Consider the following 23,768-nt stretch of genomic DNA (forward strand, 5'->3'; position numbering starts at 1 on the left):
CCAGCACAACGCAAGTTGATACATGATGTCTCGCTGGACGCCGGAACCCGGCATCGATCGGTTATGTTTCTCGTTCAGGAAGCCGCTCATGATGATGTCCAGAAAACCCGCCCGTGCTATTGCCATCGCTCGCACAGCCAGTGACAACGCAGTCTACGCCTTCCGGCTCAGCCTTATTTCGGCTGGCGCTATCGCTGCGTTTCTGGTGCTTTTGCACTAGGCTTAGGGTAGCCTCACCGCAACGAACAATCGCGGCTCTGGCAAGTCGCCAAGGCGCAGACTGTTGCGCCGCGTCGGCGTAAAACCTGTCTTCTTCCTCCCGCCCGCTTCTTGGCCTGTCCGTGCGGGTGATATTCAACAAGACCAGTGCCGAATAAAGCTCTTGCATAGCAACCTCCATCTTTTGAGGGCTTCAGCATGAGCGATCTTTTTTGATTTATATGCAGCCAAGAATGCCCTATGTTTTTCACTTATGAAAAACCTCGGTTGGGATGCATTTCAGATTTTCCTGGATGTCGCTAGAAGCGGCGGCCTGACCGGCGCTGCCGCTGCGACCGGTTTTAGCGCGGCCACCATCGGGCGGCGAATGCTGGAGCTTGAGCAATCCCTTGGCAAATCTCTCTTCATCCGAAGCCAGGCCGGCTATGTGCTGACATCAGATGGCCGAGCGCTGCTTGACGAGTTGCAGGCAATGGAAGATGCGGCGCGCAATATCGATGGCTGGCGAAAGTCCGCTGCTGCCTCGTCACTTGTTCGCATTGCCGCCGGAACGTGGAACGCCCGTCTCCTGACCACCAATTTTTCCGCAATCTGCACTGAGCGCGATGACTTCCGCGTCGATCTCTTCGTGGCAGAACAACGTGCAAGCCTCTCACATCGTGAGAACGATATCGGCATCCGGGCTTTTGAGCCGGAAGAACGGAACCTTGCCGCCATCAAGAGCGGCGACGTTGCTTATGCGGCGTATCGGTTGCGCAATGCCGCAGCTTCTATTACCGATCGCTGGCTGGCCGTTTCTGGTGAGAGCGCGATTTCCGCTTATCTGCGATGGCCGCACGAAAACAAGGCAGGAAACATCGTAGTCTCGGTCAATCGCCCGACTGCTTTGCTGGATTTGGTATTGGCTGGTGCTGGCGTTGCCGTCTTGCCCTGCTTCATCGGCGATGCGGAAGCGCGACTGGTGCGAGAGGGCGAGGTGATCGAGGAGCTACGCCATAAGCAATGGATCGTCATGAACAATGAAGATCGCCACCGTCGCGATATCAGAACGGTGGCGGACCGCATGGTGAAATTGATCAAGGGTCATTCCGATCTTTTTGCCGGACGGCATAACCGCCCGGCTTGAGATCGAGGGTCACGCTGCCGCCTTGCCCTGTGCGACGATGACGGGGATCATGAGGTCGCCCCAGTTTCCATCGCCGCCGTGGTGGCGGGCGGAGCGGACGAGCTCGACCGAAACACCGGCCTCGACCGCATTCATGACGGCTTGGTTGAGGCGGTGCAGATCATTGGCGAGCACGCGGATGGCGCTTTGCTGCTCCTGGCTCATGGACGAGGATTGCTCCTCGGTACGTTCTCTAACTCTGGAAATCGAAGCCATTGTCTTTTCCTCCGTTCAATGGGCTTGATGCCTGTGTGTTGCTTGTCGCAAGTGCTTATCTCAAGTCGTCATTCAGCAGCCGGGCGGAACTGGTCGTGTTCGGTCGATTCCTTCATCGCCGTTGTGGATGACGTGCCGCCGGAGATGGCGACCGAGACCGCATCGAAATAGCCGGTGCCGACTTCGCGCTGGTGCTTGGTGGCGGTGTAGCCGTTGATTTCGGCGGCGAATTCCGCTTCCTGTAGCTCCGAATAGGCTGCCATCTGCCGGTCCTTGTAGCCGCGTGCCAGTTCGAACATGCCGTAGTTGAGTTGGTGGAACCCGGCAAGGGTAATGAACTGGAACTTGTAGCCCATGGCACCCAGCTCGCGCTGGAACTTGGCAATCGTCGCATCATCAAGATGTTTTTTCCAGTTGAAGGACGGAGAGCAATTGTAAGCCAGCTTCTTGCCCGGATGCACCTTGTGCACGCCTTCCGCAAAGCGCTTTGCCTGCTCCAGATCCGGCTTTGATGTTTCGCACCAGATGAGATCGCAATAGGGCGCATAGGCATTGGCGCGGGCGATGCAGGGCTCCAGCCCGTGTCTGACCTGATAGAAGCCCTCCACCGTTCGCCCGGCATCATAATCCACGAAGGGCTGATCTCGCTCATCGATATCGGAGGTCAAAAGCTTGGCAGCTTCCGCATCCGTGCGGGCAATGACCAGCGTTGGCGTTCCCATGACGTCGGCAGCCAGACGCGCTGCCGTCAGGTTGCGGATATGTGCCGCTGTCGGGATCAGAACCTTGCCGCCCAGATGGCCGCATTTCTTCTCTGATGCCAGTTGGTCTTCGTAATGTACGCCTGCAGCACCCGCCTCGATGAAAGCCTTCATGATCTCAAAGGCGTTGAGGGGCCCGCCAAACCCGGCTTCCGCATCGGCAACGATGGGCGCAAACCATGTGTCGACGGACAGGCCCTTGCCCTCTGCCGTTTCGATCTGGTCTGCGCGCTGCAACGTCTTGTTGATGCGCTTTGCCAGTTCAGGTGCCGCATTGGCCGGATAGAGCGACTGGTCCGGATACATTGATGATGCCGTGTTGGCATCTGCCGCAACCTGCCAGCCGGACAGGTAGATCGCCTTCAGCCCCGCGCGAACCATCTGCATGGCCTGATTGCCGGAGAGCGCACCAAGTGCATTGATGTAGCTTTCCTCATTGATGAGCTTCCACAGCCGGTTCGCGCCCATTTCGGCGAGAGAATGCTGGATGGTGACGGAGCCACGCAGGCGCTCCACGTCTGCGGCTGTGTAGGTGCGTTCGATACCATCGAAACGACCGTGAGGCGCGCTCGGAACCAGTTTGTAAAAATCAGTCATGTCTCTCTCCCGTGTCAAAACCGTCAGAAAAGCCACACATCCTTACTCCGATGAGATGCGTGATCCGATGTGACTGAATTTACAGTTTCGTGAATTTCTACGCCAGATAAAAAGGAAAATCAGTGACTTGAAAGAGGTCATGCTGTATCGTCTTTGACAGGGTGGTGTTGTAAAACTGTAAAATTTGTAAAATCGCCCAAGCGATGTTTACTGTGCGGATTTGTAAAGGGAGGAGATTTTGGTGGAGGCCAAGATTTTTGCAGGGCCGCGTGTTCGGCGCGTGCGCAACGGCTTGGGTCTGACGCAGACGGCCATGGCCGAGGCGCTGTCGATCTCGCCGTCTTATCTCAATCTCATAGAGCGCAACCAGCGACCGCTGACCGTGCAACTGCTGTTGAAGCTCAGTTCCGTCTACAAGGTCGATCTGGATGACCTGCAGGGCGAGAGCGGCGGCATCGCCAGCCAGTTGCGGGAGGTCTTTGCCGATCCGTTACTTGCGGGGGAGGTGCCTTCGGGGCAGGAGTTGGTCGAGGTGGCAGAAGCAGCTCCGAACGCCGCGAGCGGTATCACCAAGCTCTACCGGGCCTATCGCGAACAGGCGCAGCGTCTGAGCGACCTTTCCGATCTTCTGGCGCGTGAGGGCCATCAAACAACGCTGTCGGCCACACGTCTGCCGATTGATGAAGTCAGAGAGCTGTTCGAGCGGCGCTCGGCGCATTTTGCCCAGCTGGATGCGGCGGCGGAGGCTTTTCATGCGGCTCTTTCTCCCGGTGACGATCTGGCCTCCGCCTTGAAGTCATGGCTTCAAAAGCACCACGGCATCGTCGTACGCTCCATTCCTGTTCATGCCATGCCCAATCTGCGCCGACGTTACGACAGGCATTCGATGCGGCTATTCCTGTCCGAGCGCCTGTCGCCTCAGGACCAGTTGCGCGAAATGGCGATGGAGGCCTGCCTTTTGGCGTTGACGCAGGAGATCGGCGCGGAATTGCAGGATTTGTCGCTGTCGGGCGAGGAAGCCAAACGCATCGCCCGGTTCGAGCTTGCCCGCTATGCCGCCCACGCGCTGATGATGCCCTACAGCGCCTTTCTTTCAGCGGCGCAGCGTGCGCGTTACGATATCGACATTCTGCGCGGGCGCTTTAACGTGTCGTTTGAGCAGGTCGCCAATCGCCTCGTCACTTTGGCGCGTCCGGGCGCTTCAGGCACTCCGTTTTTCCTGATGGAGATCGACAGCGCCGGCAACCGTTTCCGCAAGGCGGGCGCGCAGGGCTTTCCGCAGGCGCGGTTCGGCGGGCTCTGCGTCAAGCTCAATGTTCACGCGGCTTTCTCCCAGCCGGGGCAGGTGCTGGCCGAACAGGTGGAGATGCCTGACGGAGCCGCCTATCTCACGGTTGCGCGATCGTTGGATGGACCGCAGGCGGGTTTTGGAGAGCGCATTCGTCGCACTGCTGTCATGTTGGCCTGCGAAGCAGCGCTTGCGAAAGAAACGGTCTATGGCGACGTCATCGGCATCAAGGCGGGCAGCATCGCCATCGGACCGTCCTGTCGGCTATGCGAGCGGCAGGGTTGTCTTTCGCGGGCGGAGGCGCCGTTGACGCGGCCGCTGGGGCTGGATGAAATGGTGACGGGCCTGAGTGTTTTCGATTTTCAGTAGCGCCAAACAACACAATTGTTTGAAATTGCCGCGCTGCACATTTCCCGCTTGCCGAGCCAAGTTTTCCTTTCTAGTCTCTGCCAAAACAAGGGGATTGCGCGCTCTCCCACAGCGCGTTCAAACAGGAGACATCATGAAACATCGTTCGCTTCGTTTCAGCCTCGCCGTTGCTTCCGCCATTCTGGCCGCAGGCACGGCCTTTGCGCAGGAAAAGGTCGTCCACGTCTACAACTGGTCGGACTATATCGATCCTGCTCTTCTGGAAGAATTCACCAAGGAAACCGGCATCAAGGTCGTTTACGACGTCTATGATGGCAACGAGGTTCTGGAAACAAAGCTTCTGGCCGGCAATTCCGGTTATGATGTCGTCGCGCCGACTTCGCCGTTCCTGGCGCGCCAGATCAAGGCTGGCGTTTACCAGAAGCTGGACAAGTCCAAGCTGCCGAACCTCAAGAACATGTGGCCGGAGATCACAACGCGTCTGGCGCAGTACGACCCTGGCAACGAATATGCCGTCAACTATATGTGGGGCACCACCGGCATCGGTTACAACGCAGCCAAGATCAAGGCGGCGCTGGGTGACGTGAAGGTCGACAGCTGGGATATCATCTTCAAGCCTGAAAACGCTGAAAAGCTGAAATCCTGCGGTATCAACATCCTCGATGCGTCCGATGAAACCTTCGCAATTGCCATGAACTATATCGGCAAGAACCCCGACAGCAAGGAAACGGCGGATCTGGAAGCGGGCGGCGATGTATACAAGGCGATCCGCCCTTCGGTCAAAACCTTCAACTCCTCGGCCTATATCGATGAACTCGCCAATGGCGACAGCTGCATCACCATCGGCTGGTCCGGCGATATTCTTCAGGCCAAGACCCGCGCTGAAGAAGCGAAAAATGGCGTTGAAGTGAACTATGTCATCCCCAAGGAAGGCACCTATATCTGGATGGATTCCTTTGCCATTCCGGCAGATGCCAAGAACGTCGATGCAGCCCATGCCTTCATCAACTTCATGATGAAGCCTGAGGTGGCCGCCAAGGCTTCGGACTACGTTCAATATGCCAATGGCAACCTCGCATCCCAGTCGTTGATGGACGAGGCTGTTTCCAAGAACCCCGGGGTTTACCCGGATGCAGAGACGATGAAGAAGCTCTTCACCATCTCGCCATACGGGCCGAAGGAACAGCGCGTGTTGAACCGCGTATGGACCCAGATAAAAACCGGCAGCTGACCGGGTTTTTAAAAGGGGCGGGTGGAAACTCCTGCCCCTTTCTCGTTCAGCCTTTACAAAAAACAAATGGGACAGTTCATGGCGAAATCTCTTGGCCCGGTTAAACGCAAATTCTCTCCCTGGACCGATCCGGCATCGGTACCCTTCATCCGCTTCGAGAATGTGACCAAGAGATTCGGTGACTTTGTTGCAGTCGACAATCTGACGCTCGATATCTACGAGCGCGAATTCTTCTCCCTGCTTGGGCCATCCGGCTGCGGCAAGACAACATTGATGCGGATGCTGGCAGGTTTCGAGGAGCCGACACAGGGCCGTATCCTGCTGCAGGGCAAGGACATTTCCGGGGTGCCGCCCTACAAGCGGCCAACCAACATGATGTTCCAGTCCTATGCGCTGTTTCCCCACATGACGGTGGAAAAAAACATCGCGTTTGGTCTGGAGCAGGACAATATATCCAAGGCCGACATCAGGACACGCGTTGAAGAGATGCTGCGTCTGGTCAAGCTGACCGAGTTTGCCAAGCGCAAGCCAAGCCAGTTATCCGGCGGTCAGCGCCAGCGTGTCGCTCTCGCCCGTTCGCTTGCAAAGCGACCGAAAGTGTTGCTGCTGGATGAGCCGCTGGGCGCGCTGGACAAGAAACTGCGCGAAGAAACGCAGTTCGAGTTGATGGATCTTCAGCAGACGCTGGGGCTGACCTTCCTGATCGTTACGCATGACCAGGAAGAGGCGATGACCGTCTCTGACCGCATCGCGGTCATGGACAAGGGGATCATCGTTCAGGTGGCAACGCCTGCCGAAATCTATGAAGCACCCAACAGCCGCTACGTGGCCGACTTCATCGGCGACATCAACATTTTCGAGGCTGAGATCAGGGAAAAGGCTGCTAGCGCGGGCAAGCCGGAAACGGTTATGCTGGATTGCGAAGGGCTGCCTGTGGCGGTGGAGCAGGACTGTGCCGCCGCTGTCGGCAGCAAGGTTGCCTTTGCCATCCGGCCGGAAAAGGTTCGCATCTCGCTCGATCCGCCCGCGGAACAATCCATCAATGTCGGCCATGGCGAGGTTTGGGACATCGGCTATCTCGGTGACTTCTCGGTTTTCATCGTCAAGCTCGATGATGGGCGCGTGATGCGGGCCGCGCAGGCCAATGTCTCCCGGCTTGTCGACCGCCCGATAACATTTGGCGATATGGTCTGGTTAAGCTGGAAAGCCGATTCCGGTCTGGTTCTCACACGCTGAGGGAGGGTAGTCATGGCGATCTCGTCACCTGAAAACCGGCAAAGCCCCATGCGCTGGCTGGTTGTTGCCGTCCCCTATCTCTGGCTGGCGCTGTTTTTTGCAGCACCCTTCTTTATCATCGTGAAAATTTCGCTCTCCGATACCGCCATAGCGATGCCGCCTTACGTGCCGGTGTTCGAAGGTTTCAGCCGTATTGGCGAGTTTTTCTCGCAGCTGGATTTCGAAAACTATATTTTCCTGACCGAAGACCCTCTCTATATCGAGGCCTATCTCTCGTCGTTGCGCATCGCGACCATCTCCACCCTCTTGTTACTCCTGGTCGGCTATCCCATGGCGCTTGCCATGGCGCGCGCACCTGCCACCATCCGCCCAACGCTCGTCATGCTGGTGATTTTGCCGTTCTGGACGTCGTTTCTCATTCGCGTCTATGCCTGGATCGGCATCCTCAAGCCGGAAGGCCTTCTGACGGTCCTGTTCCAGACGATCGGCATTCTCGGGCCTGACCAGCAGGTCAATATTTTCCGTACCGATACATCCGTCTTCATCGGCATTGTTTATTCCTACCTGCCATTCATGGTGCTGCCGCTCTATGCGGCCTTGGAAAAGCTGGATGCAACCTTGCTGGAGGCTGCAGCCGATCTGGGCTGCCCGCCGTGGAAGGCCTTCTGGAAAATCACCTTCCCATTGTCCTTGCCCGGCGTCATTGCGGGATCTATGATCTGCTTCATTCCCATTACCGGCGAATTCGTCATTCCGGACCTTCTCGGTGGCGCGGAAACGCTGATGATCGGCAAGACACTCTGGACGGAGTTCTTCGGCAACAGAGACTGGCCGCTCGCATCGGCCGTTGCAGTGCTCCTGCTGCTCGTTCTCGTCGTGCCCATTGCCATCTTCCAGAACCAGCAGAAGAAGGTGGTATAAGCCATGAAGCGCGGTAAATTCGACACCACCATCCTCACCCTCTGCTTTGCCTTTCTCTACATCCCGATCCTCATTCTGATAATCTATTCCTTCAATGCCTCGAAGCTCGTCACCGTCTGGGGCGGGTTTTCGCTGCAATGGTATAAATCCATGTGGTCCAATGAGGGCTTGATGGATGCGGCCTGGATTACCGTTCGCGTTGCATTGCTGAGCGCGACCATCGGCACGATCCTTGGAACGCTGGCGGCCCTGTCGCTCACACGCTTTGCACGGTTTCCCGGGCGAATGCTGTTTTCTGGCATGATCTATGCGCCACTCGTCATGCCGGAGGTCATCACCGGTCTCTCGCTGCTTTTGCTGTTCGTGTCGATTGGTGTCGACCGCGGCTTCTGGACGGTTGTCATTGCTCACACCACCTTCACCATGTGCTACGTCGCCATAGTCGTCCAATCCCGTCTGCTGACCTTCGACAGCAGTCTGGAAGAAGCCGCGCTGGACCTCGGTTGCCCACCGGTAAAGACATTTTTCCGCATAACACTGCCGCTTATCCTGCCCGGCGTGGTTGCGGGCTGGATGCTGGCCTTTTCGCTGTCGCTGGACGACCTCGTCATCGCCAGCTTTACCACTGGCCCCGGTGCGACGACGCTGCCTATCAAAATCTATTCGCAGGTGAGACTTGGTGTAACGCCTGAGATCAATGCGATCTGCACCATCTTGATCGCGCTGGTGACGGTCGGCGTCATCTGCGCGTCCATAGCGTCGAAACGAAGCGAGTTGCAGAAACTGCGCGATGAACACGCGGCGGCAAAGGGCTGAACCGTGCGGCACCGTGCCTGGATCGGGGAGCGCCTCGTGCTTTCCCAACGGTTCAAACTTGGCGGGCAATTTTTTGCCCTTAAATGGTGTAGTGGCTTGTTAACGCGTTGTTAATTTACACAGGTCAAATGTAGAGGCAACGCGGGTGCACTCAATGAGAGGGTTGCCGGGCCGGTGGCCAAAAAACATGATGTTATTTATTCCTGACTCTCGTTAAAAGCACAAATTTCAAGGCAGCTTCGGCTGCCTTTTCTTTTGCACCCAATGCTGGCCCTCAAGTCTCAGCGTCAGTCCGTCAGACCGCAGAGTTGCCCGGAACGCGGGTCACTTCCCTTCCAGAGATCTGGAAACCAGGATAACCGGTATAAGTCCTGCTACGATGATAATCAGGGCCGGTAGAGCGGCGTCCTGAACGCGCGATCGGGACGCATCCTCGTAGACAAGCGTTGCCAGCGTGTTGAAATTGAATGGTCGCAACAAGATGGTTGCCGGAAGCTCTTTCAATGACTCGATGAAGACAAGCAGAGCTGCGGTAAGTGCTGCTGGCCGAATGTTGGGCAACAGGACGGCCATCAATGTCTGGAGGCGGTTGCGGCCAAGTGTTCGCGCCGCCATGTCGAGATGCGGCGAAAGCTTCTGGAAACCTGCGTCGATATTGCCTTCGGCCAGCGTCATGAACCTCACGCCATGCGCGTAAATGATCGCAAAGGCCGTTCCAGATAAAAGAAGTCCGGTGGAGTAATGCAGGTGGAGGCGCAGGAAGCCATCCAGCGCATTGTCGAAACCCGCAAGCGGCAACAAGACGCCGATTGCAAGAACGGTGCCGGGTATGCCGTAGCCGAGAGAGCCAATGCGGCTTGCTGCGCGGGCGAGGGGTGATGCGTTGACACGCTGGGCATAGGCGAACAGAAATCCGCAGACGAGCGTGACCAAAGCGACCGAGGCTGAAATCTCCAGGCTGTGCGCAAGCGCCCTGGCGAATTTCGGGTTGGACAGGGCCTCCAGCCGCCTTGCGGCGTAGCTGCCCAGCACGAGCACCGGTACGGCAAAGCCACAAAGCACGGGCAGTGCACAAAACGCTGTCGCCAGCCATCTGCGACCCGCACTCAGGGGCTTAAGCCCGGCCATCCGGCTCATTGATGTCGATCTGGTCCCGGCGTATCTCTGGCGACCGCGCGCCATGCGCTCGATGGCGATAAGGCCAGCCACCACGATGATGAGCATGGACGCGATCTGTGTTGCTCCGGCAAGGTTCCCGCGATTGAGCCAGGTCTCGTATATGGCGAATGTCAGCGTGCGCACGCCGAGATACTCCACGGCACCAATGTCGTTCAGCGTTTCCATCATCACCAGCGCCAGCCCAATGATGATCGCGGGGCGCGCCATGGGCAGTTGCACCGACACGAATATGCGCCAGGGCGACGCTCCCAACATTCTGGCGGCTTCTGCGGCCTGACGCCCCTGCAGACCAAAGGCTGCCCGCAGCGAAAGATAGACATAGGGATAGAGAACGCTGCTCAGCACAAGCACCGCGCCCGGCAGGGACCGAATATCCGGAAACCAGTAATCGCGAATGCTGCTGTAGCCAAAAAGCGACCGGATCATCGTCTGCACCGGGCCCGCAAAGTCGAGAAACTCGCCGAAGGCATAGGCTGCAAGATAGGATGGGATGGCAAGCGGCAGAACCAGTGCAAAAGAAAGGAAGCGGCGCAGCGGAAACTGAAATGTCGACACCAGCCATGCCGAGACGATGCCGAAGAAAGCGGTCGCAAGTCCGGTCATCGCCATCAGCGCCAGCGTTTGCCAACCAGCCCGAGGCAGAACATTGACCAACAGGTGCCGCCAACCATCCGTGCCGCCGGTCAATGCCAGATAGAAGATGGTCAGCAACGGCATGGCCACAGCCGCTGCAAGCAGGAGGGTCCAGAGAGAAAGCCAGGCGACCCGGCCACGTCCGGAGGCGGCAGCGATATGAGGACTGTGGGTCGGCAGCAATGCTCTTATCCTTGCGTCATCGGCGCAAGCCGATGCTTCGACAGAGACGCAAGCCGGGGACGACTTGCGTCCCCATTGCTAATCCCGGAAGGCCTCAGTTCGCAAGGACGCGCTGGGACGGAAAGCTGATTTCCACCAGAGTTCCCTGGTTTGGCGCGGATGTGATGGAAAAATTGGCCCTGTTTGCGTCGACCATTGCCTTTGTCAAAGGCAAGCCCAACCCTGTTCCATCGCCACGCACACGGTTGCTCGACGACGAGACCTGCCGGAACGGCTTCATCGCCTGCTCGAGCTCGGAGCGGGTCATGCCGATACCGGTATCGCGAATGCGCAGCACGACGCTTCCATTGGCTTCATACGCCGTTGAAACGACGATCTGACCGCCGGATGGCGTAAACTTGATGGCGTTGGACAGTATGTTGAGCATGATCTGCTTGATCGAACGAAGATCGGCAACAATCTGCGGCACCGCCTGCGACAACGCGGTGCGGATGATGACGCGCTGGTTGTTGGCCTGCGGCTGCACGATAGAGACAGCTTCGGCAATCGTGTCGTTCAGAGCAACTGCCTTGAAATCCACATCCATCTGTCCCGCTTCGATCTTGGAAATATCCAGGAGATCGTTGACGATATCCAACACATGACGGCCTGAGCGGACGATGTCGTTGGAATATTCGATGTAGCGTGGATGACCGACGGGACCGAAACGCTCCGTCGCCATCATATCGGCAAAACCGATGATCGCGTTCAGTGGTGTGCGGATCTCATGGCTTACGCGTGCCAGGAAATCGGTCTTGTGGGCATTGGCGGTTTCCGCGACGCGCTTTGCATTGCGAAGCTCTTCCTCGGTCCGCTTCCACTGGGTGATATCGCGGATGACCGCGCAATAGCCGTTGGAGGATTTCAACCGCCCAATTGTCATGAACAGCGGCAGGAAGCCGCCGGATGCCTCGCGCCCTATGACTTCGCGACCGTCGTTCAGCACGCTCGCCACGCCATTGTTGGCAAGACCGGAGAGATAATCCAGCACCGCGCGCTGGCTCTCATGGGCAAACAGCGTCACGAATGGCTTGGACGAAATTTCCGCATTGTCATAGTTGAACAATGCGCTCGCAGAGCGGTTAAGCGACCGAATAGTGCCATCTTCGCCCAAGAGAACAACGCCGTCTGTGGCCGTTTCGAGGATGGAATGAAGCTCCTCGATCTGACCGCGCAGGCTGCCAAGTTCTGCTTCTTCGCTTTCGTCGGCGTTCTCAGGGATAGCGTCTTCTGCCCGCAGCGAAATGCCGTTCTTTTCCTCGGTGGGAATAAGTGAGAGCATCAGAGCCGCTGCATCCTCCCAGCGGACGGATTGCAGCCGCGCCCTTACCGGAATGAGATCATTCTCCGCGCTCACCGCGATCATGCCGCCAGAGCGTTCCGAAACGGCGTCCAGTTCGTCACGCTGCAGCAATGCATCGAGCCCGCCGACCTCATCCAGCTCGGCAATGCTGCCATAACCGGTCAGACGCAGAAACTCGGGGTTGGCATGAATGAGCCTGTCGCCACTGTGAATCAGAAGCGCGATCGGCATCTGATCGACGGCATCCGCTGTCAGCGACATCGGGCCGCGTGGACCGCTTAACTCATCGGAAGCTTTGACACTCTCTGAGGTGCGATCTGTCTCTACACGCGCCGCCGTTTGCGGAACCACGAAACTCACCGGCGCATCGCCACGCGTATAATCGGCGAAATCATCCGGCTCTTCCGTAGCAAGCTCGTCCGTTTCCGGGGAGGCATCGGCAACAGGGGCTTCCTCCAGCGGCAGGGCCGCCTGCTGGATCTCATGCGTCTGTTCGTTCTCGATGATCGGCTGCGCTGCCTCGGAAATCAGCGGCGCGACGACCTCGGGGGTGTCCTGGGTGCCAGCATCATTGTCGGCAACGGGCTTCAACGTCCGCGCAATCTCGTTGAACGCGGCCTGTTCGCTCGCGCTCAGTTCATCACGCAGCCTGCTGCGTCTGTTCTCGAACTGAATGACCTTGTCCGAATAACGCCGGCTGGGCGTTTCGGTCAGTTGCAGCACGGGCACTTCCGTTTCCGGCGGCAAATAGGATGCTGGTGCTTCCAAGGTGCCGGGCTGAGAGGCTTCATCCTCGCTGACGTCGGGCGCCAGCACATCCTCGTCATCGCCGGGGAGGGTGAACAATGTTGTTTCATCTGCCGCAACGTCGCTGTCCGCGGCTTCCTGTGCTTCTTCAGGTTCAGGTGCGGCTGTGCCGCTCGCCAGGGTCAGCCCGACAGCATTCGGGTCTTCCACCGCATCCGTCAGCCGCACGATGCCAAAGCCGCGAAAACCATCGAATTCCCGTGAGCGCGTATATGTTGGCAGCGCCGCCAGATCGATCGGAACTGTCAGCGACGTGCCTTCGACCGGCCAGTGGATGGTCTTGCCGGACCATGTGTCGCGACGGTTCAAAAGCTCGGTGATCTTGCCATCCGGATCGAGATTGAAGAGCGCCGCAAGATCGGCGAAGCTCATCCCCTCGACATTGGCGGCCTTTGGCCCGACCGCATCGGCAAACTCATGTGATATGGAGCTGAAGCGTCCGGCAGCGTCGATCTTCCAAACGAAGCGTGATGCGCGACGGTTCGGGTCGAAAACGAATGGTTTTTGCTCATCCGCCGTCTGCTCTCCGTTTTCAGCGGATGGCGACGCTTCTGGCGTTGTTTCCTGCTGCGCTGCTTTCTGCTGCTCTGGCTGAACCTCGTCGATCTCGGGTTCTGCCGTCTCGACGACGTCGTCAACAGCGATTGCTTCGAGGTCGTCCTCGATCAAGCTGTCGTCCAGCTTTTCATCCTCAGCTGCAACAGGCAGGACGTCCTGGGCCTCTTCAACCGTTTCGGCATCAGCGTCGTCGGGCTCCGAAACCTCTTCGATATCAGCGACCGCATCGAGAACCTCATCAAAGGCTATCGGCGGCGTTGGTTGCGCATCCTCGACGGGTAGGGCAGCCGACAGTGCTGGCAAGGTTTGGGGCGCCGCCGTCTCAACCTTCGGCGTTACAAATTCGCTGGAGGGATCGAGCGTCCCCAGAACGGTCTCGACCACGAAGATCAGGTTCAATTCCGGGTCGGAAGAGAGCTGGCCCGCCGCCGCAGGCAGGTAGCCCTTGCCCGCAGGAACCGGACGCTTGACGACTTTGCCGGCCTGTCTGGCCGCCATGGAAAGGAGGGTCCGCATGGTGATCGGCGTTATTCCAAGCGTCGCAAAACCGTGGGATGCAGCCACAATCTTCGAATCGCCGTCCAGCACTGCCATGTGAATATCAGGGTCATCGAACCCTTCCAGCATTCGACGCGCACGTTCATCGATGCCGGGCACGGACTGGTCAACGGGTGCGCTGAAGAGAACGGCCGGCTGCCCCGGCTCCGCTTCGATGATCTCAGCCGTTGCAACAATGGAGATGCTTTTGAAGCCGGAATGGATGCGGATGGAAAATTGCCGGCATTCACCTGTCGTCGTCAGCCGCGATGCGGTTGCAGCGAATTGCCTGAATGTAACGTCCTGCTGCCGTGGGCCATGTTCAAGGAAATCGTAAATCATAGGCGTGCCGAACAGGGCAGCACCTCTGCCGTTTGCCCAGAGCGGGTTCTTCAGATCCATCGAAAAAAGCGCCATGGCTTCGCCGCGCCCGAAACGGTCGCGTACACGCTCATGAACGGCAATGTCGATAAATGGATATTGAACGGCGGGCATGTTGGAACCTATTCTGGCACGAACCGACCTGCGCAACGGCACGACCTCCTCATGAGGCAGCATACAGCCTGCATCGGCTCGATGTTAACAGAATCTTAAATAACTTCACAGCGCGTTTCGGTCCATCTTCTCCTTAAGGAATTGGCAATTACAGTTAATTCCCTGGGCGCAGAATGAGCCTTGTGTCTCAAAGCGAATGTGCTGGCAGGGAAGATGTTTTGCAATTGGCAAAGCCCCATGGATCTCATCAATCCAACGCTTTTTGCACGGTTAGGATCCATGCCTGTGAAACATGCTTGCTTTCCCAAGCTTTTTTCGCAAAAATTGTCTAAGGACTTGCAAAACGGAAAAAGTCCCCGTATGTGAGCCCCCGTGACGACGCTGCGGCGTTTCATATGCGGTTGTAGCTCAGTTGGTTAGAGCGCAGGTTTGTGGCACCTGAGGTCGGAGGTTCGAGACCCCCCAACCGTACCATCTCCCCACATCGGTTTTAGATTTGTCGTGATGACCGGTCGTTGTCCGCGCCCTGCGTGTGGATTCGTCATCTCGCGCCATGGATGTCCTGAGGTCGGCGACAGGCGTCTAATTCGCCTATTGAGCGGCTTTGTGCTGACATGCTTGATCTGCATTGGTCGGGGCGCCCGGGACCGGTCCTACGAGGCCCGCGCGTAGAGTCTTCGCGGAATTTCCAGCCACCGGGAAGGTGAGAATATTTATTCGCGCTAAAAGTGATAAATAATATCAAAAATCCGTCTGCGTTGCGTAAGTCGAAATCGGGCGTGCATGCCTGCCCGGTGCGCGAGATTGATATTCTCCATAAGTATCTGTTTAGCTATAAGTAATATTTAGAATAATATAATATTAATGTAATCTCCGAGTGAATTAGAATAAAAGTTATTAGATAGCTTCAAGCAAGCTTGCCTTCCTAGGGATAAGTTGGAAAATACAACCATTGGTGCATGATTCGCCCAATGGGAACCGATGGGGGAAAAGCTAGAATGATGGGAATATAGTCTAGACGGCATCACCGATACCTGGAATTGCTCGTCTTTCCTTTGTTGCGTTACGCAATTTCACGAACATTAGAACAGCGATACCCCAGCGTCTTCTCAGGCGCCGGATGCGTCGTCATGCGTGCATATAAGATCATCAAATATACGGGGGTGTATTATGATACTTGAACCAATGATTGCATTAGGAAGGCAAAGTCGTGGCCGAAAGTCTTCAAGACCAGACGCTGAACGAGGTCAGCGCGGAAATTTCCGCCGAGTGCTTCCTCAGGTTTTGATGTGTGCCTGCACCTGTTTGACTGGTGTGGCCGGCACGGTTTCCACCGGTATGGCGGCAGAGCCGGGGGCCATGAACTGGGGCCCTGGCGCACCGGCGACCTTTTTCGGCGCCTTGCCACCTGTCCCGGGCGTCTTCATGGTCAACCAGACCGGATATTTTTCGGCAAGCCGGTACAATGGCTCGGATGGAAACCGCAACCCGCTTTTCGATCTGGATCAGAAAGGTGCCGCCAGTATTACCCGAATCCTGGGCATCTGGCCTGGGGATCTCGATGGCTGGCGGTTTGCTTCGCAGGTCGTGCTGCCATTCGCCTATAACAATGTGGATTTCGAGAATATCCCGGTTTCCGGCGAGGTGGACGGGTTTGGTAACCTGGGTCTGGTCCAGACCGCAAACTACATCGTGGACAACTATCACAACATCGGCGTTTCGCTGGGATATGCTGCGCATACTTCAAGTTATAGTGCATCGCGCGGCGTGAACCTCCAGAACGGCTATTCCACGGTCGATGCAGCGGTTCACTACGACTACTTTGATCCAACCGGTTGGGATTTCGGCGTGCTCGTCGGCTATCACTACAACAACCGAAACGCTGCGACAGATTATCTTTCGGGCGATCTGTTCAGTACGGATTTCAAGGTCACCTATGCCGTCACGGATAAATTGAAGATCGGCGGATTTGGCGGTTTCCTCGTCCAGATCGAAGATGACGAAGCCGGCTCGACCAAGGTATCCGGCAAACGGTACAAGGGTTTCAATTTCGGCCCGTCCGTCAGCTATAATTTCGGTCCGGCCGAAGTTTCACTCAGCTACCAGTTCTCGATCATCGCGGAGAATTCGCCCAAGACCAATGCCGTCTGGTTGGCCGTTTCCATGCCTCTCTACGTGCCCAAGCCAAAGTCGTAAGTGGTTGAACTGCGATCTCCCCCACATGCTGCAAAGCCTGTGGGGGAGATTTTTTAGCCTATGCTGCCGCGTGCACGGCCGCTCTGTTGCTGCTCCGGCCTGAATATCCGCCAGTCGGCTCCGTCCTGAACTGGCTGAGAAGGTCAGCGAGCTTCGTGGCTTCCTGGGCAAGACCAGCACTGGCGGCATTCATTTCCTCGACCATGGCGGCACCTTGCTGCGTGGCCTGATCCATGTGATTGACCGCGGTGCTGACCTGCATCAGGCCCGACGATTGATCCTGGGCAGCCGCGGAAATGGCGTCCATGTGCTGATTGATGAATTCGACCACCTCGGCAATCGTGGTGAGGCCACGACCCGTGTCGCCCACGAGCTTCACGCCCTCATCGACAGCCGAATTGGAATTGCTGATCAGTGCCTTGATTTCTCTCGCCGCGTTCGCAGACCGCTGAGCAAGCTCTCGGACTTCCTGAGCGACGACGGCAAAGCCCTTGCCAGCCTCACCCGCGCGGGCGGCTTCGACACCTGCATTGAGCGCCAGAAGGTTGGTCTGGAAGGCGATCTCATCGATGACGCCAATGATCTGGCCGATCTGCCCGGACGCCTGCTCGATCCGCTCCATCGCCGATACCGCATTGCCCACGACTTCGCTGGAATGCGTGGCGTTGCCGCGCGCATCCCGCACGAGGTCTCGTGCTTCATTGGTGCGTGTCGATGTCGATTTGACGTTGGTGGTGATTTCTTCCAGCGCCGCAGCTGTTTCTTCAAGGGAAGCAGCCTGCTGTTCCGTTCTGCGCGCCAGATTGTCGGCGGCATGGGAAATCTCGCCGCTTCCTGCCTTGACGGCGCTGGCCGACTGGCCCACGGCCACCAGCACGCCGCGAAGCTGGCTGACAGAGGTGTTGAAGTCATGACGCAGGGCTTCGAATTGCGGTGCGAATTCCTCATGGATTTCGCAATTCATGTCGCCGCCTGCCAGTCGCTGTAGGCCGTGTGCAAGAGCTCCGGTGGCCTTGTTGAGACGCGCTTCCGCTTCCGCCTCGGCGCGACGCTGCAACTCTGCACGTTCCGCCTCGTTGCGTTTGCGCGCGTCTTCCGCTTCCGCCTCCAGCTGATGGTTTCGTATGGCGCTCTGGCGGAACACTTCGACACTGCGTGCGATGCTGCCGAACTGATCTCCACGTGTCGAGAAGGGAATCGGAGCCTCGGTCTTTCCTTCGGCCAGTTCCACCATGCGCATTTCAATCACCCGGATGATGCCAGAAACGTTGCGCATGACGACGACACACAGGATTACCACCAGAATGGTGACGACCAGTGCGATGACGCTACCTTTGATGAAGTCGTTGTAAAGCGCAGTCTGGCGGGCTTGCGCTGCGGCGTTCAGGGCAATACCCGTCTTGACGATGGCTTGGGCCTTGACGCCCACGCCGACATTCACGGCCTCTCCCAGCTGCGGCAAGGTCAGCGTCGCCGGTCCCTTGGGTGCGTTGGTGGCCATGGCGTTGGCTATGGCTTCCAAACTCTTGCCCTGTTCGCTTTTATCAAAATCATCCAGCGCCTTGATGATGTCGGCCGGCAAAAATGCGCGCATGGTCACGCCGTAGATTTGCTTGACCTCGCGCGCATGGGCGACGTAGCCCATGAAGGTCTTGGCGAAATCCTCGTCGGTCAGATATTTGGTGGCCAGATAGCCCTCAAGCAGGCTTGCATCGTTGATTTGCATGAGAGCATGGAAGCCCTCAATGAAGCGCGCAAGATCGAGATCGCCGATGGTAGCGCCGGATCGCGCAATCAGCGAGATGCCGTTTGCTACCACGGGGTAGAGCGTGGCCAGTTCTTCCGCCTCCGAAAGACCCTGCTTCCTGTCTCTTCTTGCCCTGGACTCATCCAGCCGCGACTTGCTTTCGAAGAGGAACTTTGCGGTGGCTTCAATCTGCTGATCCGAATTGCCCAGAGCCTTCCAGCTTTCATAGAGCTGCCGCAAGTTGACAAACGCGTTGTCGGTTTCCTTGCGTCTTGCCGCTACCTGGTCCGGAGGGGCCAGTCCTTCGCCGGGGACGAGCAGCGCAATATCGGCTCCGACATTGGCGAGCCTTTGCACCGCCAGCTGATTTTCAAGGGCGATATATCTGTTGTAGCTCGTCCAGACAGAGGAAATGCTCAAGAACAGAAAGGCGGCTAAGGGTGCAAATGCAATTAAATATAAAAGGCTACGAAGGCTGAGGTTTTTCACGTTTCTCTCCAGTGCGATGCCTGGGAGGCAAGCCTCCCCGTCAATTGCTGAAAGGATTTCGTTTCAACGCGCAATCAGGTTCAGGCGGGCCATTTCGATTGGCCGAGCCGTAGTTCCAATGCTGTGCAAAGCCAGTCGTGATTTCTCAAAACCGCCCTGTCGCCCCTGTTCCCTACTGCCCGGCTTCCCGCCCCAAAATCGACACTGAAAATCTCATGCCAAGCGAAAGATGGTAGACCAGCCTTCGCCACAACATGCGAGTAAATAAAATCCCCGTCAACTCAGAGTGTAATCTAATTCAAGTTAAAGAAAATATAATGTGTCCTAAAGTTGCTTTTTCTTTTTTATCAGAGAATGTCCTCGAATTAGCAAAACGCAAAATTTCCTCATGTCCGCAGTAGCATTGGCGTTTTCAAAGTATTTATGCCGACAAATTGTTGCTTATCTGTTATTTTTTTGGATCTGCGAGCGGATAGTATTAAAAAGAAAACCGCCAGGCGGTTGGCCTGGCGGTTGTATATTTATAAAAACTTAAATTCATTTCTCTTCGGGCTCCTGGATATCTCTGCCGATTGACCGGAGATAGCTTGCAATCTCTCCCAGAAGATGCCGCCTGGAGCCGAAGTCTCGCAGGATATTCCTGACGTTCTGTGCCGATGCCCTGTCGGCAGGTTCGCCAATGTAATATCCGTCACCGGCCGCCCGCATATCGCACCCGGCGGCCAGCAGCGCTTCCACAAGTTCAATGGCGCGTGTCGTCGGCTGCCGCATTCTCAAGATCTCCGGAAAGGTCGCTTCCGCAGAAGAGCGCTGACAGATCCAAAAAGCAGGTCATTCCGGTATTTTGGGCGATCATACCTCGGGTGAAGCGGGCGTCGAAACCTACCGCCAGAGGCGGAACGGGCTGCACCCGCTTTTCTTCTATCGTCAGGATATCGGAGACCCGATCCACGACGAGACCGATGATGACGTTATCGACATCTGCTACCACGATCGCGCATCTCTCGTTACCGCGGTTGGAGCCCATCCCCAGCTTACCGGCGAGGTCGATGATGGGGATGACGGTTCCGCGCAGGTTCATCACGCCGAGTACATTTTCGGGAGCGTGAGGAATGGGAGTGCAAGGCGCCCATCCTCTGATCTCACGCACCATGGTGGTCTTGACGCAGAATTCCTGCTCATGAAGATGGAAGGCAATGATGTCGACAGATGGAGCCGATCCGAAGTCTGTTGGAGAGTGCATCAGAATTCCTCCCATTCATTGGTGGCCAGATTGCCGGAAACGGCGCGAGCCAGGTTTTTGCGAATTTGTCTTGCAGGGGATTGTGAAGGCTCTACCGCGCGCAATTGCTTGCGGGCACTGGCACCACCATCGCTGCCGACGTTGAACTGCGAGATCAGCTTGAACAGCAGCTCAGCTTCATTTGCGAGACTATGCGAAGCAGCATTGGATTCCTCGACCATTGCGGCGTTCTGCTGGGTGCCCTGATCCATCGTATTGACGGCGGTGTTGATCTCGCGAAGACCGATGGCCTGCTCGCGCGCACCTTCCACGATGGCCAGAACATTCGTGTCGATTTCCTGTACCTGCGTGGAAATCCGCTGAAGCGCGCTGCCGGTCTCCGCCACCAGTTCGACGCCGGTTTTAACCTGATCCGTCGACTGGTTGATCAGTGCCTTGATTTCCTTTGCCGCTGTGGCGGAACGCTGGGCGAGCTCGCGGACTTCCTGTGCAACGACCGCAAAGCCCTTGCCGGCTTCTCCGGCGCGTGCCGCTTCCACGCCCGCATTCAGGGCCAGAAGATTGGTCTGGAAGGCAATGTCATCGATGACGCCAATGATATTGGCAATTTCCTTGGAGGATTTGTCGATTGCCCCCATGGCTTCGATGGCACGACCGACGACGACTGCGGATCTCTCGGCATTTGTACGCGCATCCGCAACCAGCTTGCCAGCTTCCTCTGCCCTGCGACTCGAGCCTGCAACGGTCTGGGTGATCTCATCCAGAGCGGCTGCTGTCTCTTCGACCGAGGCAGCCTGTTGCTCCGTACGTTTCGCAAGATCCCCGGCCGCTCCCCGGATTTCGGCGGAGCCTGCTGCGATCGCCTTGGCATTGAGACCGACGTCGCGCATGGCACCGCGCAATTTCTCAGCAGCAGAATTGAAGTCCTGTCTCAACTGGTCGAGCGATGGGATGAAGGGCTGGTCGATGACCGAACAGAGGTCTCCTTCCGCAAGGCTTTGGAGGCTGCTGCCCAGTTCGATGACGTTTTGGACCCGGCCTGTGACGTCTGTGGCGAACTTGACGACCTTGAACACCTTGCCATCAAGCCCGATGATCGGATTGTAGGAGGCCTGGATGTAGATCTTGTTGCCGTTTCGGCCAATGCGGGTAAACTCCTCCGCGATAAATTCGCCGCTTCGCAGACGTTCCCAGAAACGCACATAGTCCGGGCTTCTCGCATATTGCGGATCGCAGAACATGGCGTGATGCTTGCCCTGAATTTCGTTGAGCTGGTATCCCAGCGTCTTCAGGAAATTTTCGTTTGCGGTGATGATGTCGCCAGCGGGCGTGAATTCGATTACAGCCTGGGCACGGGACAGGGCGTCCAGCTTGCCAGCATCTTCCGCAGATTTCAGTTTCGTGGCTGTGATATCGGTGGCGAATTTGATGACCTTGTAGGTCTTGCCGCCGCGCATGACGGGGTTGTAGGAGGCTTCGATCCAGATTTCACGGCCGCCCTTGCCGATGCGCCGATATTGGCGGCGATCAAACTGTCCGGCTGCCAGCCTTTCCCAGAATGCGCGATAGTCCGGTGACGCAGCTTCCGCCGGGTCTACGAACATACGGTGATGCTGGCCGACGATTTCACTCAGGGAATAGCCGATCGCCGAGCAGAAGTTTGCGTTCGCTGTGAGGATCTTGCCCGTAGGATCGAACTCGATGATGGCTTGAGAATTGTGCATGGCCGAAAGGATACGGTCGGCGTCCGATACAAGTAGCGGTAGTTTCATTTCGTCTCCTTCGGCCCCAGACGTCTGCGAAGGCATGACTTCTCGTTCGTTGCCGTTGGTCGACAGACGTGGGGACCTTGCTGGTGCGTCATTAGACGACGGTGGATGATCGGTTGCAGTCTCCGGGCTTTTCCTGTGGCTCGCGTCCCGGTTGAAGGCGGTTGGCGAAGGCTATTGGCCCGATGATCCCATTTGTAGGGTTCACTTATTGACGAAAGATGAATTTATAAAATCAAACATGAGCAATTGTGCTGATTTGGGAGGTCATTGCCTGCCAAATTAGCATTATTTTTAAAATTGCAGGGGGAGAGGGCGATATTGGGCCCAGGCAAGCCGCTAGTACAGCGGCACGTTTGCGAGCGCACGGGGCCGGTTCTGGCCGGCAACGGCAACTATTTCCGGCGTTCCTGAGGGGGGCGCAAGTGATTTAAACTCGCTCCAGCCAAGATCAACGCATTCGAGGCATATGTTGCCTACGAATACGATTTGAGCGCAAAAGCCTGATATCATCAGCTCAACGAGCCAAAAAGGCCCGCCGAGCCGATTTTTCGATCATACCAAACGGAGCCTTTTAAGTCCGAGTGCATGAGTATATACATATAAAGCGCTATCCGCGCCGAGAGAGATGGTGCAGGGTTCTCACCAGCACGAGAACCCGATCCGATTTTTGGTTGCTGCACCGGGGCACTGACTTAAGATCTACCGCTAAATCTTTCTGTCAGTCTTCAACGCCTTGAAGGTTTCGCAACTTCTGTCTAACCGATAGCACTAGTTCTGAAGCCCAGATATTAATTTCAGGTTAATTCAGGTTGTAGAGGTTTATCGATTGCAAGTTTTTCACGCTTTGGTGCAGTCGAACGCGGTCAAAACGCCCTGCCAGAATGAAAAAAGTTCGAAATTGCCCCGCAATCCTTGCGTTTTATCAAGTTATTAAACTCAGGTTAACAAGCAAGGGGTGAGAAGGCGGGCTAATGTTGCAAAGTGAGACAAATCCATGCCGGTGAGCGCATTGTCGGTCCTCGATCCTGACGCGTTGAAGGACTATGTCGATCTTCGGTCTGTCCCCAGCCACCGGTTCTTTGGGCAAAGCAACCTGATGGACAGGCTTCGCAACGCAGTGCCTTTTGACTACATCATCGTCTCGGGCCTCGATGTCGATCATTATCGCTTTGGGGGAGGGCTATCGATTGACACGGATCTGCCCCCGGCCTTTGTCGAAGCCTACATGGCCGACAAGCTGCACCTTGTGGATCCCTTCGTTGTTGCCGCCAGGTCGTCCCAGACACCGGTGGTCGAGGCGGAAGTCTACAAGACCTCGGAGGTGCCGCAGCGGCTGCTGTATTTGCAGCGCACCTTCAACGTTCACAACAGAACGATTATCCCCATCTGCCGGGAAGACGCACCCTATGGCACGGTTGGTTTTACCAGGATCACGCCATTCAACGATGAGGAAATAGCTTTTCTTCAGATGATTGCCGAGGGCGTCTACAAGACATTTACAAAACCGTTGCTGGACCGTTTTGCCGCCGATCACATGAAGCTCTCCAAGGGCGAGCTGGCTTGCCTTGTCCAGGCGAGCCTGGGGCTGACGAGCGAGAATATTGCGAAAGCAACGGGCTATCAGGCCGAAACGGTCAACAGCTACATCAAATCCGCGACAAAGAAGCTTGGGGCGGCCAACAGGACGCAGGCAATCGCGCAAGCAATAAGACGCAGATTGATCGATTGACGACGTATTGAAGTCGTCCATGCGTCATTTCGAATGGAC

General features: G+C 56.7%; 17 protein-coding genes and 1 tRNA gene. 10 read left to right on the plus strand and 8 right to left on the minus strand.

Going from position 1 to position 23,768, the window contains the following annotated elements; translation table 11 throughout:
* Positions 1-88 precede the first annotated feature (88 nt).
* A complete protein-coding gene (locus QRN85_RS07825; protein ID WP_280136377.1) occupies positions 89-220 on the plus strand; it encodes a hypothetical protein in 132 nt (43 codons plus the stop codon).
* A 252-nt stretch (positions 221-472) separates the two neighbouring features.
* Positions 473-1,345: a LysR family transcriptional regulator gene (locus QRN85_RS07830; RefSeq protein ID WP_284757335.1), complete on the plus strand. Its 873-nt coding sequence runs from the start codon at positions 473-475 to the stop codon at positions 1,343-1,345.
* Between the two features lie 9 nt (positions 1,346-1,354).
* On the opposite strand, the gene QRN85_RS07835 is transcribed toward QRN85_RS07830, so the two are convergent.
* Together QRN85_RS07835 and aceA are read right to left on the minus strand one after the other, a co-directional pair.
* Entirely contained in the window at positions 1,355-1,600 is a 246-nt protein-coding gene (locus QRN85_RS07835; RefSeq protein ID WP_113099985.1) for an SMc00767 family acetate metabolism repressor, read from the minus strand.
* A gap of 68 nt (positions 1,601-1,668) precedes the next feature.
* Complete coding sequence (gene aceA / locus QRN85_RS07840; RefSeq protein WP_284757336.1) at positions 1,669-2,958, minus strand: isocitrate lyase; 1,290 nt, start codon at positions 2,956-2,958, stop codon at positions 1,669-1,671.
* A gap of 238 nt (positions 2,959-3,196) precedes the next feature.
* Between aceA and QRN85_RS07845 the strand changes: the two genes are divergently transcribed.
* The 5 genes from QRN85_RS07845 to QRN85_RS07865 all read left to right on the plus strand — a co-directional run bounded on the left by QRN85_RS07845 (position 3,197) and on the right by QRN85_RS07865 (position 8,819).
* Complete coding sequence (locus QRN85_RS07845; protein ID WP_284757337.1) at positions 3,197-4,615, plus strand: helix-turn-helix domain-containing protein; 1,419 nt, start codon at positions 3,197-3,199, stop codon at positions 4,613-4,615.
* Between the two features lie 133 nt (positions 4,616-4,748).
* Positions 4,749-5,846, plus strand: a complete 1,098-nt coding sequence (locus tag QRN85_RS07850) for a polyamine ABC transporter substrate-binding protein (RefSeq protein WP_113169651.1) — start codon at positions 4,749-4,751, stop codon at positions 5,844-5,846.
* A gap of 78 nt (positions 5,847-5,924) precedes the next feature.
* Positions 5,925-7,082 (plus strand): ABC transporter ATP-binding protein, encoded by a 1,158-nt coding sequence (locus tag QRN85_RS07855; protein WP_284757338.1) that lies wholly within the window; start codon positions 5,925-5,927, stop codon positions 7,080-7,082.
* 12 nt (positions 7,083-7,094) lie between these two features.
* The gene (locus QRN85_RS07860) at positions 7,095-8,003 is read left to right on the plus strand and encodes an ABC transporter permease subunit (RefSeq protein WP_062586568.1); all 909 of its coding nucleotides are present in this window, start codon (positions 7,095-7,097) and stop codon (positions 8,001-8,003) included.
* A gap of 3 nt (positions 8,004-8,006) precedes the next feature.
* Entirely contained in the window at positions 8,007-8,819 is an 813-nt protein-coding gene (locus QRN85_RS07865) for an ABC transporter permease (RefSeq protein WP_284757339.1), read from the plus strand.
* Positions 8,820-9,143: 324 nt separating this feature from the next.
* On the opposite strand, the gene QRN85_RS07870 is transcribed toward QRN85_RS07865, so the two are convergent.
* Complete coding sequence (locus QRN85_RS07870; RefSeq protein ID WP_284758802.1) at positions 9,144-10,715, minus strand: ABC transporter permease; 1,572 nt, start codon at positions 10,713-10,715, stop codon at positions 9,144-9,146.
* A gap of 193 nt (positions 10,716-10,908) precedes the next feature.
* Positions 10,909-14,553, minus strand: coding sequence for an ATP-binding protein (locus QRN85_RS07875; RefSeq protein ID WP_284757340.1), 3,645 nt, complete (start codon positions 14,551-14,553; stop codon positions 10,909-10,911).
* A 397-nt stretch (positions 14,554-14,950) separates the two neighbouring features.
* Here QRN85_RS07875 and QRN85_RS07880 point away from each other — a divergent pair.
* Both QRN85_RS07880 and QRN85_RS07885 read left to right on the plus strand, forming a co-directional pair.
* A tRNA-His gene (locus tag QRN85_RS07880) sits at positions 14,951-15,027 on the plus strand.
* 795 nt (positions 15,028-15,822) lie between these two features.
* Positions 15,823-16,749, plus strand: a complete 927-nt coding sequence (locus QRN85_RS07885) for a SphA family protein (protein ID WP_162726654.1) — start codon at positions 15,823-15,825, stop codon at positions 16,747-16,749.
* A gap of 58 nt (positions 16,750-16,807) precedes the next feature.
* Here the strand turns inward: QRN85_RS07885 and QRN85_RS07890 are convergent, their stop codons facing one another.
* The 4 genes from QRN85_RS07890 to QRN85_RS07905 all read right to left on the minus strand — a co-directional run bounded on the left by QRN85_RS07890 (position 16,808) and on the right by QRN85_RS07905 (position 22,000).
* Entirely contained in the window at positions 16,808-18,916 is a 2,109-nt protein-coding gene (locus QRN85_RS07890) for a methyl-accepting chemotaxis protein (RefSeq protein WP_284757341.1), read from the minus strand.
* 606 nt (positions 18,917-19,522) lie between these two features.
* Positions 19,523-19,756, minus strand: coding sequence for a Y4lK-related protein (locus tag QRN85_RS07895; protein ID WP_284757342.1), 234 nt, complete (start codon positions 19,754-19,756; stop codon positions 19,523-19,525).
* Positions 19,728-20,228 (minus strand): chemotaxis protein CheW, encoded by a 501-nt coding sequence (locus QRN85_RS07900; RefSeq protein ID WP_113093980.1) that lies wholly within the window; start codon positions 20,226-20,228, stop codon positions 19,728-19,730. Before QRN85_RS07900 ends, QRN85_RS07895 begins: the two co-directional genes overlap by 29 nt.
* On the minus strand, positions 20,228-22,000 hold the full coding sequence (locus QRN85_RS07905) for a methyl-accepting chemotaxis protein (RefSeq protein WP_113099977.1): 1,773 nt from the start codon (positions 21,998-22,000) through the stop codon (positions 20,228-20,230). Before QRN85_RS07905 ends, QRN85_RS07900 begins: the two co-directional genes overlap by 1 nt.
* Positions 22,001-22,994: 994 nt before the next feature.
* Between QRN85_RS07905 and QRN85_RS07910 the strand changes: the two genes are divergently transcribed.
* Positions 22,995-23,729, plus strand: a complete 735-nt coding sequence (locus tag QRN85_RS07910) for a helix-turn-helix transcriptional regulator (RefSeq protein WP_062586575.1) — start codon at positions 22,995-22,997, stop codon at positions 23,727-23,729.
* Positions 23,730-23,768: the final 39 nt, after the last annotated feature.

This window comes from Agrobacterium sp. fls2-241-TYG-188a, from assembly GCF_030209845.1.

What these genes read in the sequence shown, in the direction of transcription:
- QRN85_RS07825 (WP_280136377.1), top strand. Translation starts at nt 89, where the DNA reads ATGATGATGTCCAGAAAACCCGCCCGTGCTATTGCCATCGCTCGCACA.
- QRN85_RS07830 (WP_284757335.1), top strand. Translation starts at nt 473, where the DNA reads ATGAAAAACCTCGGTTGGGATGCATTTCAGATTTTCCTGGATGTCGCT.
- QRN85_RS07835 (WP_113099985.1), bottom strand. Translation starts at nt 1,600, where the DNA reads ATGGCTTCGATTTCCAGAGTTAGAGAACGTACCGAGGAGCAATCCTCG.
- aceA (WP_284757336.1), bottom strand. Translation starts at nt 2,958, where the DNA reads ATGACTGATTTTTACAAACTGGTTCCGAGCGCGCCTCACGGTCGTTTC.
- QRN85_RS07850 (WP_113169651.1), top strand. Translation starts at nt 4,749, where the DNA reads ATGAAACATCGTTCGCTTCGTTTCAGCCTCGCCGTTGCTTCCGCCATT.
- QRN85_RS07855 (WP_284757338.1), top strand. Translation starts at nt 5,925, where the DNA reads ATGGCGAAATCTCTTGGCCCGGTTAAACGCAAATTCTCTCCCTGGACC.
- QRN85_RS07860 (WP_062586568.1), top strand. Translation starts at nt 7,095, where the DNA reads ATGGCGATCTCGTCACCTGAAAACCGGCAAAGCCCCATGCGCTGGCTG.
- QRN85_RS07865 (WP_284757339.1), top strand. Translation starts at nt 8,007, where the DNA reads ATGAAGCGCGGTAAATTCGACACCACCATCCTCACCCTCTGCTTTGCC.
- QRN85_RS07870 (WP_284758802.1), bottom strand. Translation starts at nt 10,715, where the DNA reads ATGCCGTTGCTGACCATCTTCTATCTGGCATTGACCGGCGGCACGGAT.
- QRN85_RS07875 (WP_284757340.1), bottom strand. Translation starts at nt 14,553, where the DNA reads ATGCCCGCCGTTCAATATCCATTTATCGACATTGCCGTTCATGAGCGT.
- QRN85_RS07895 (WP_284757342.1), bottom strand. Translation starts at nt 19,756, where the DNA reads ATGCGGCAGCCGACGACACGCGCCATTGAACTTGTGGAAGCGCTGCTG.
- QRN85_RS07900 (WP_113093980.1), bottom strand. Translation starts at nt 20,228, where the DNA reads ATGCACTCTCCAACAGACTTCGGATCGGCTCCATCTGTCGACATCATT.
- QRN85_RS07905 (WP_113099977.1), bottom strand. Translation starts at nt 22,000, where the DNA reads ATGAAACTACCGCTACTTGTATCGGACGCCGACCGTATCCTTTCGGCC.
- QRN85_RS07910 (WP_062586575.1), top strand. Translation starts at nt 22,995, where the DNA reads ATGCCGGTGAGCGCATTGTCGGTCCTCGATCCTGACGCGTTGAAGGAC.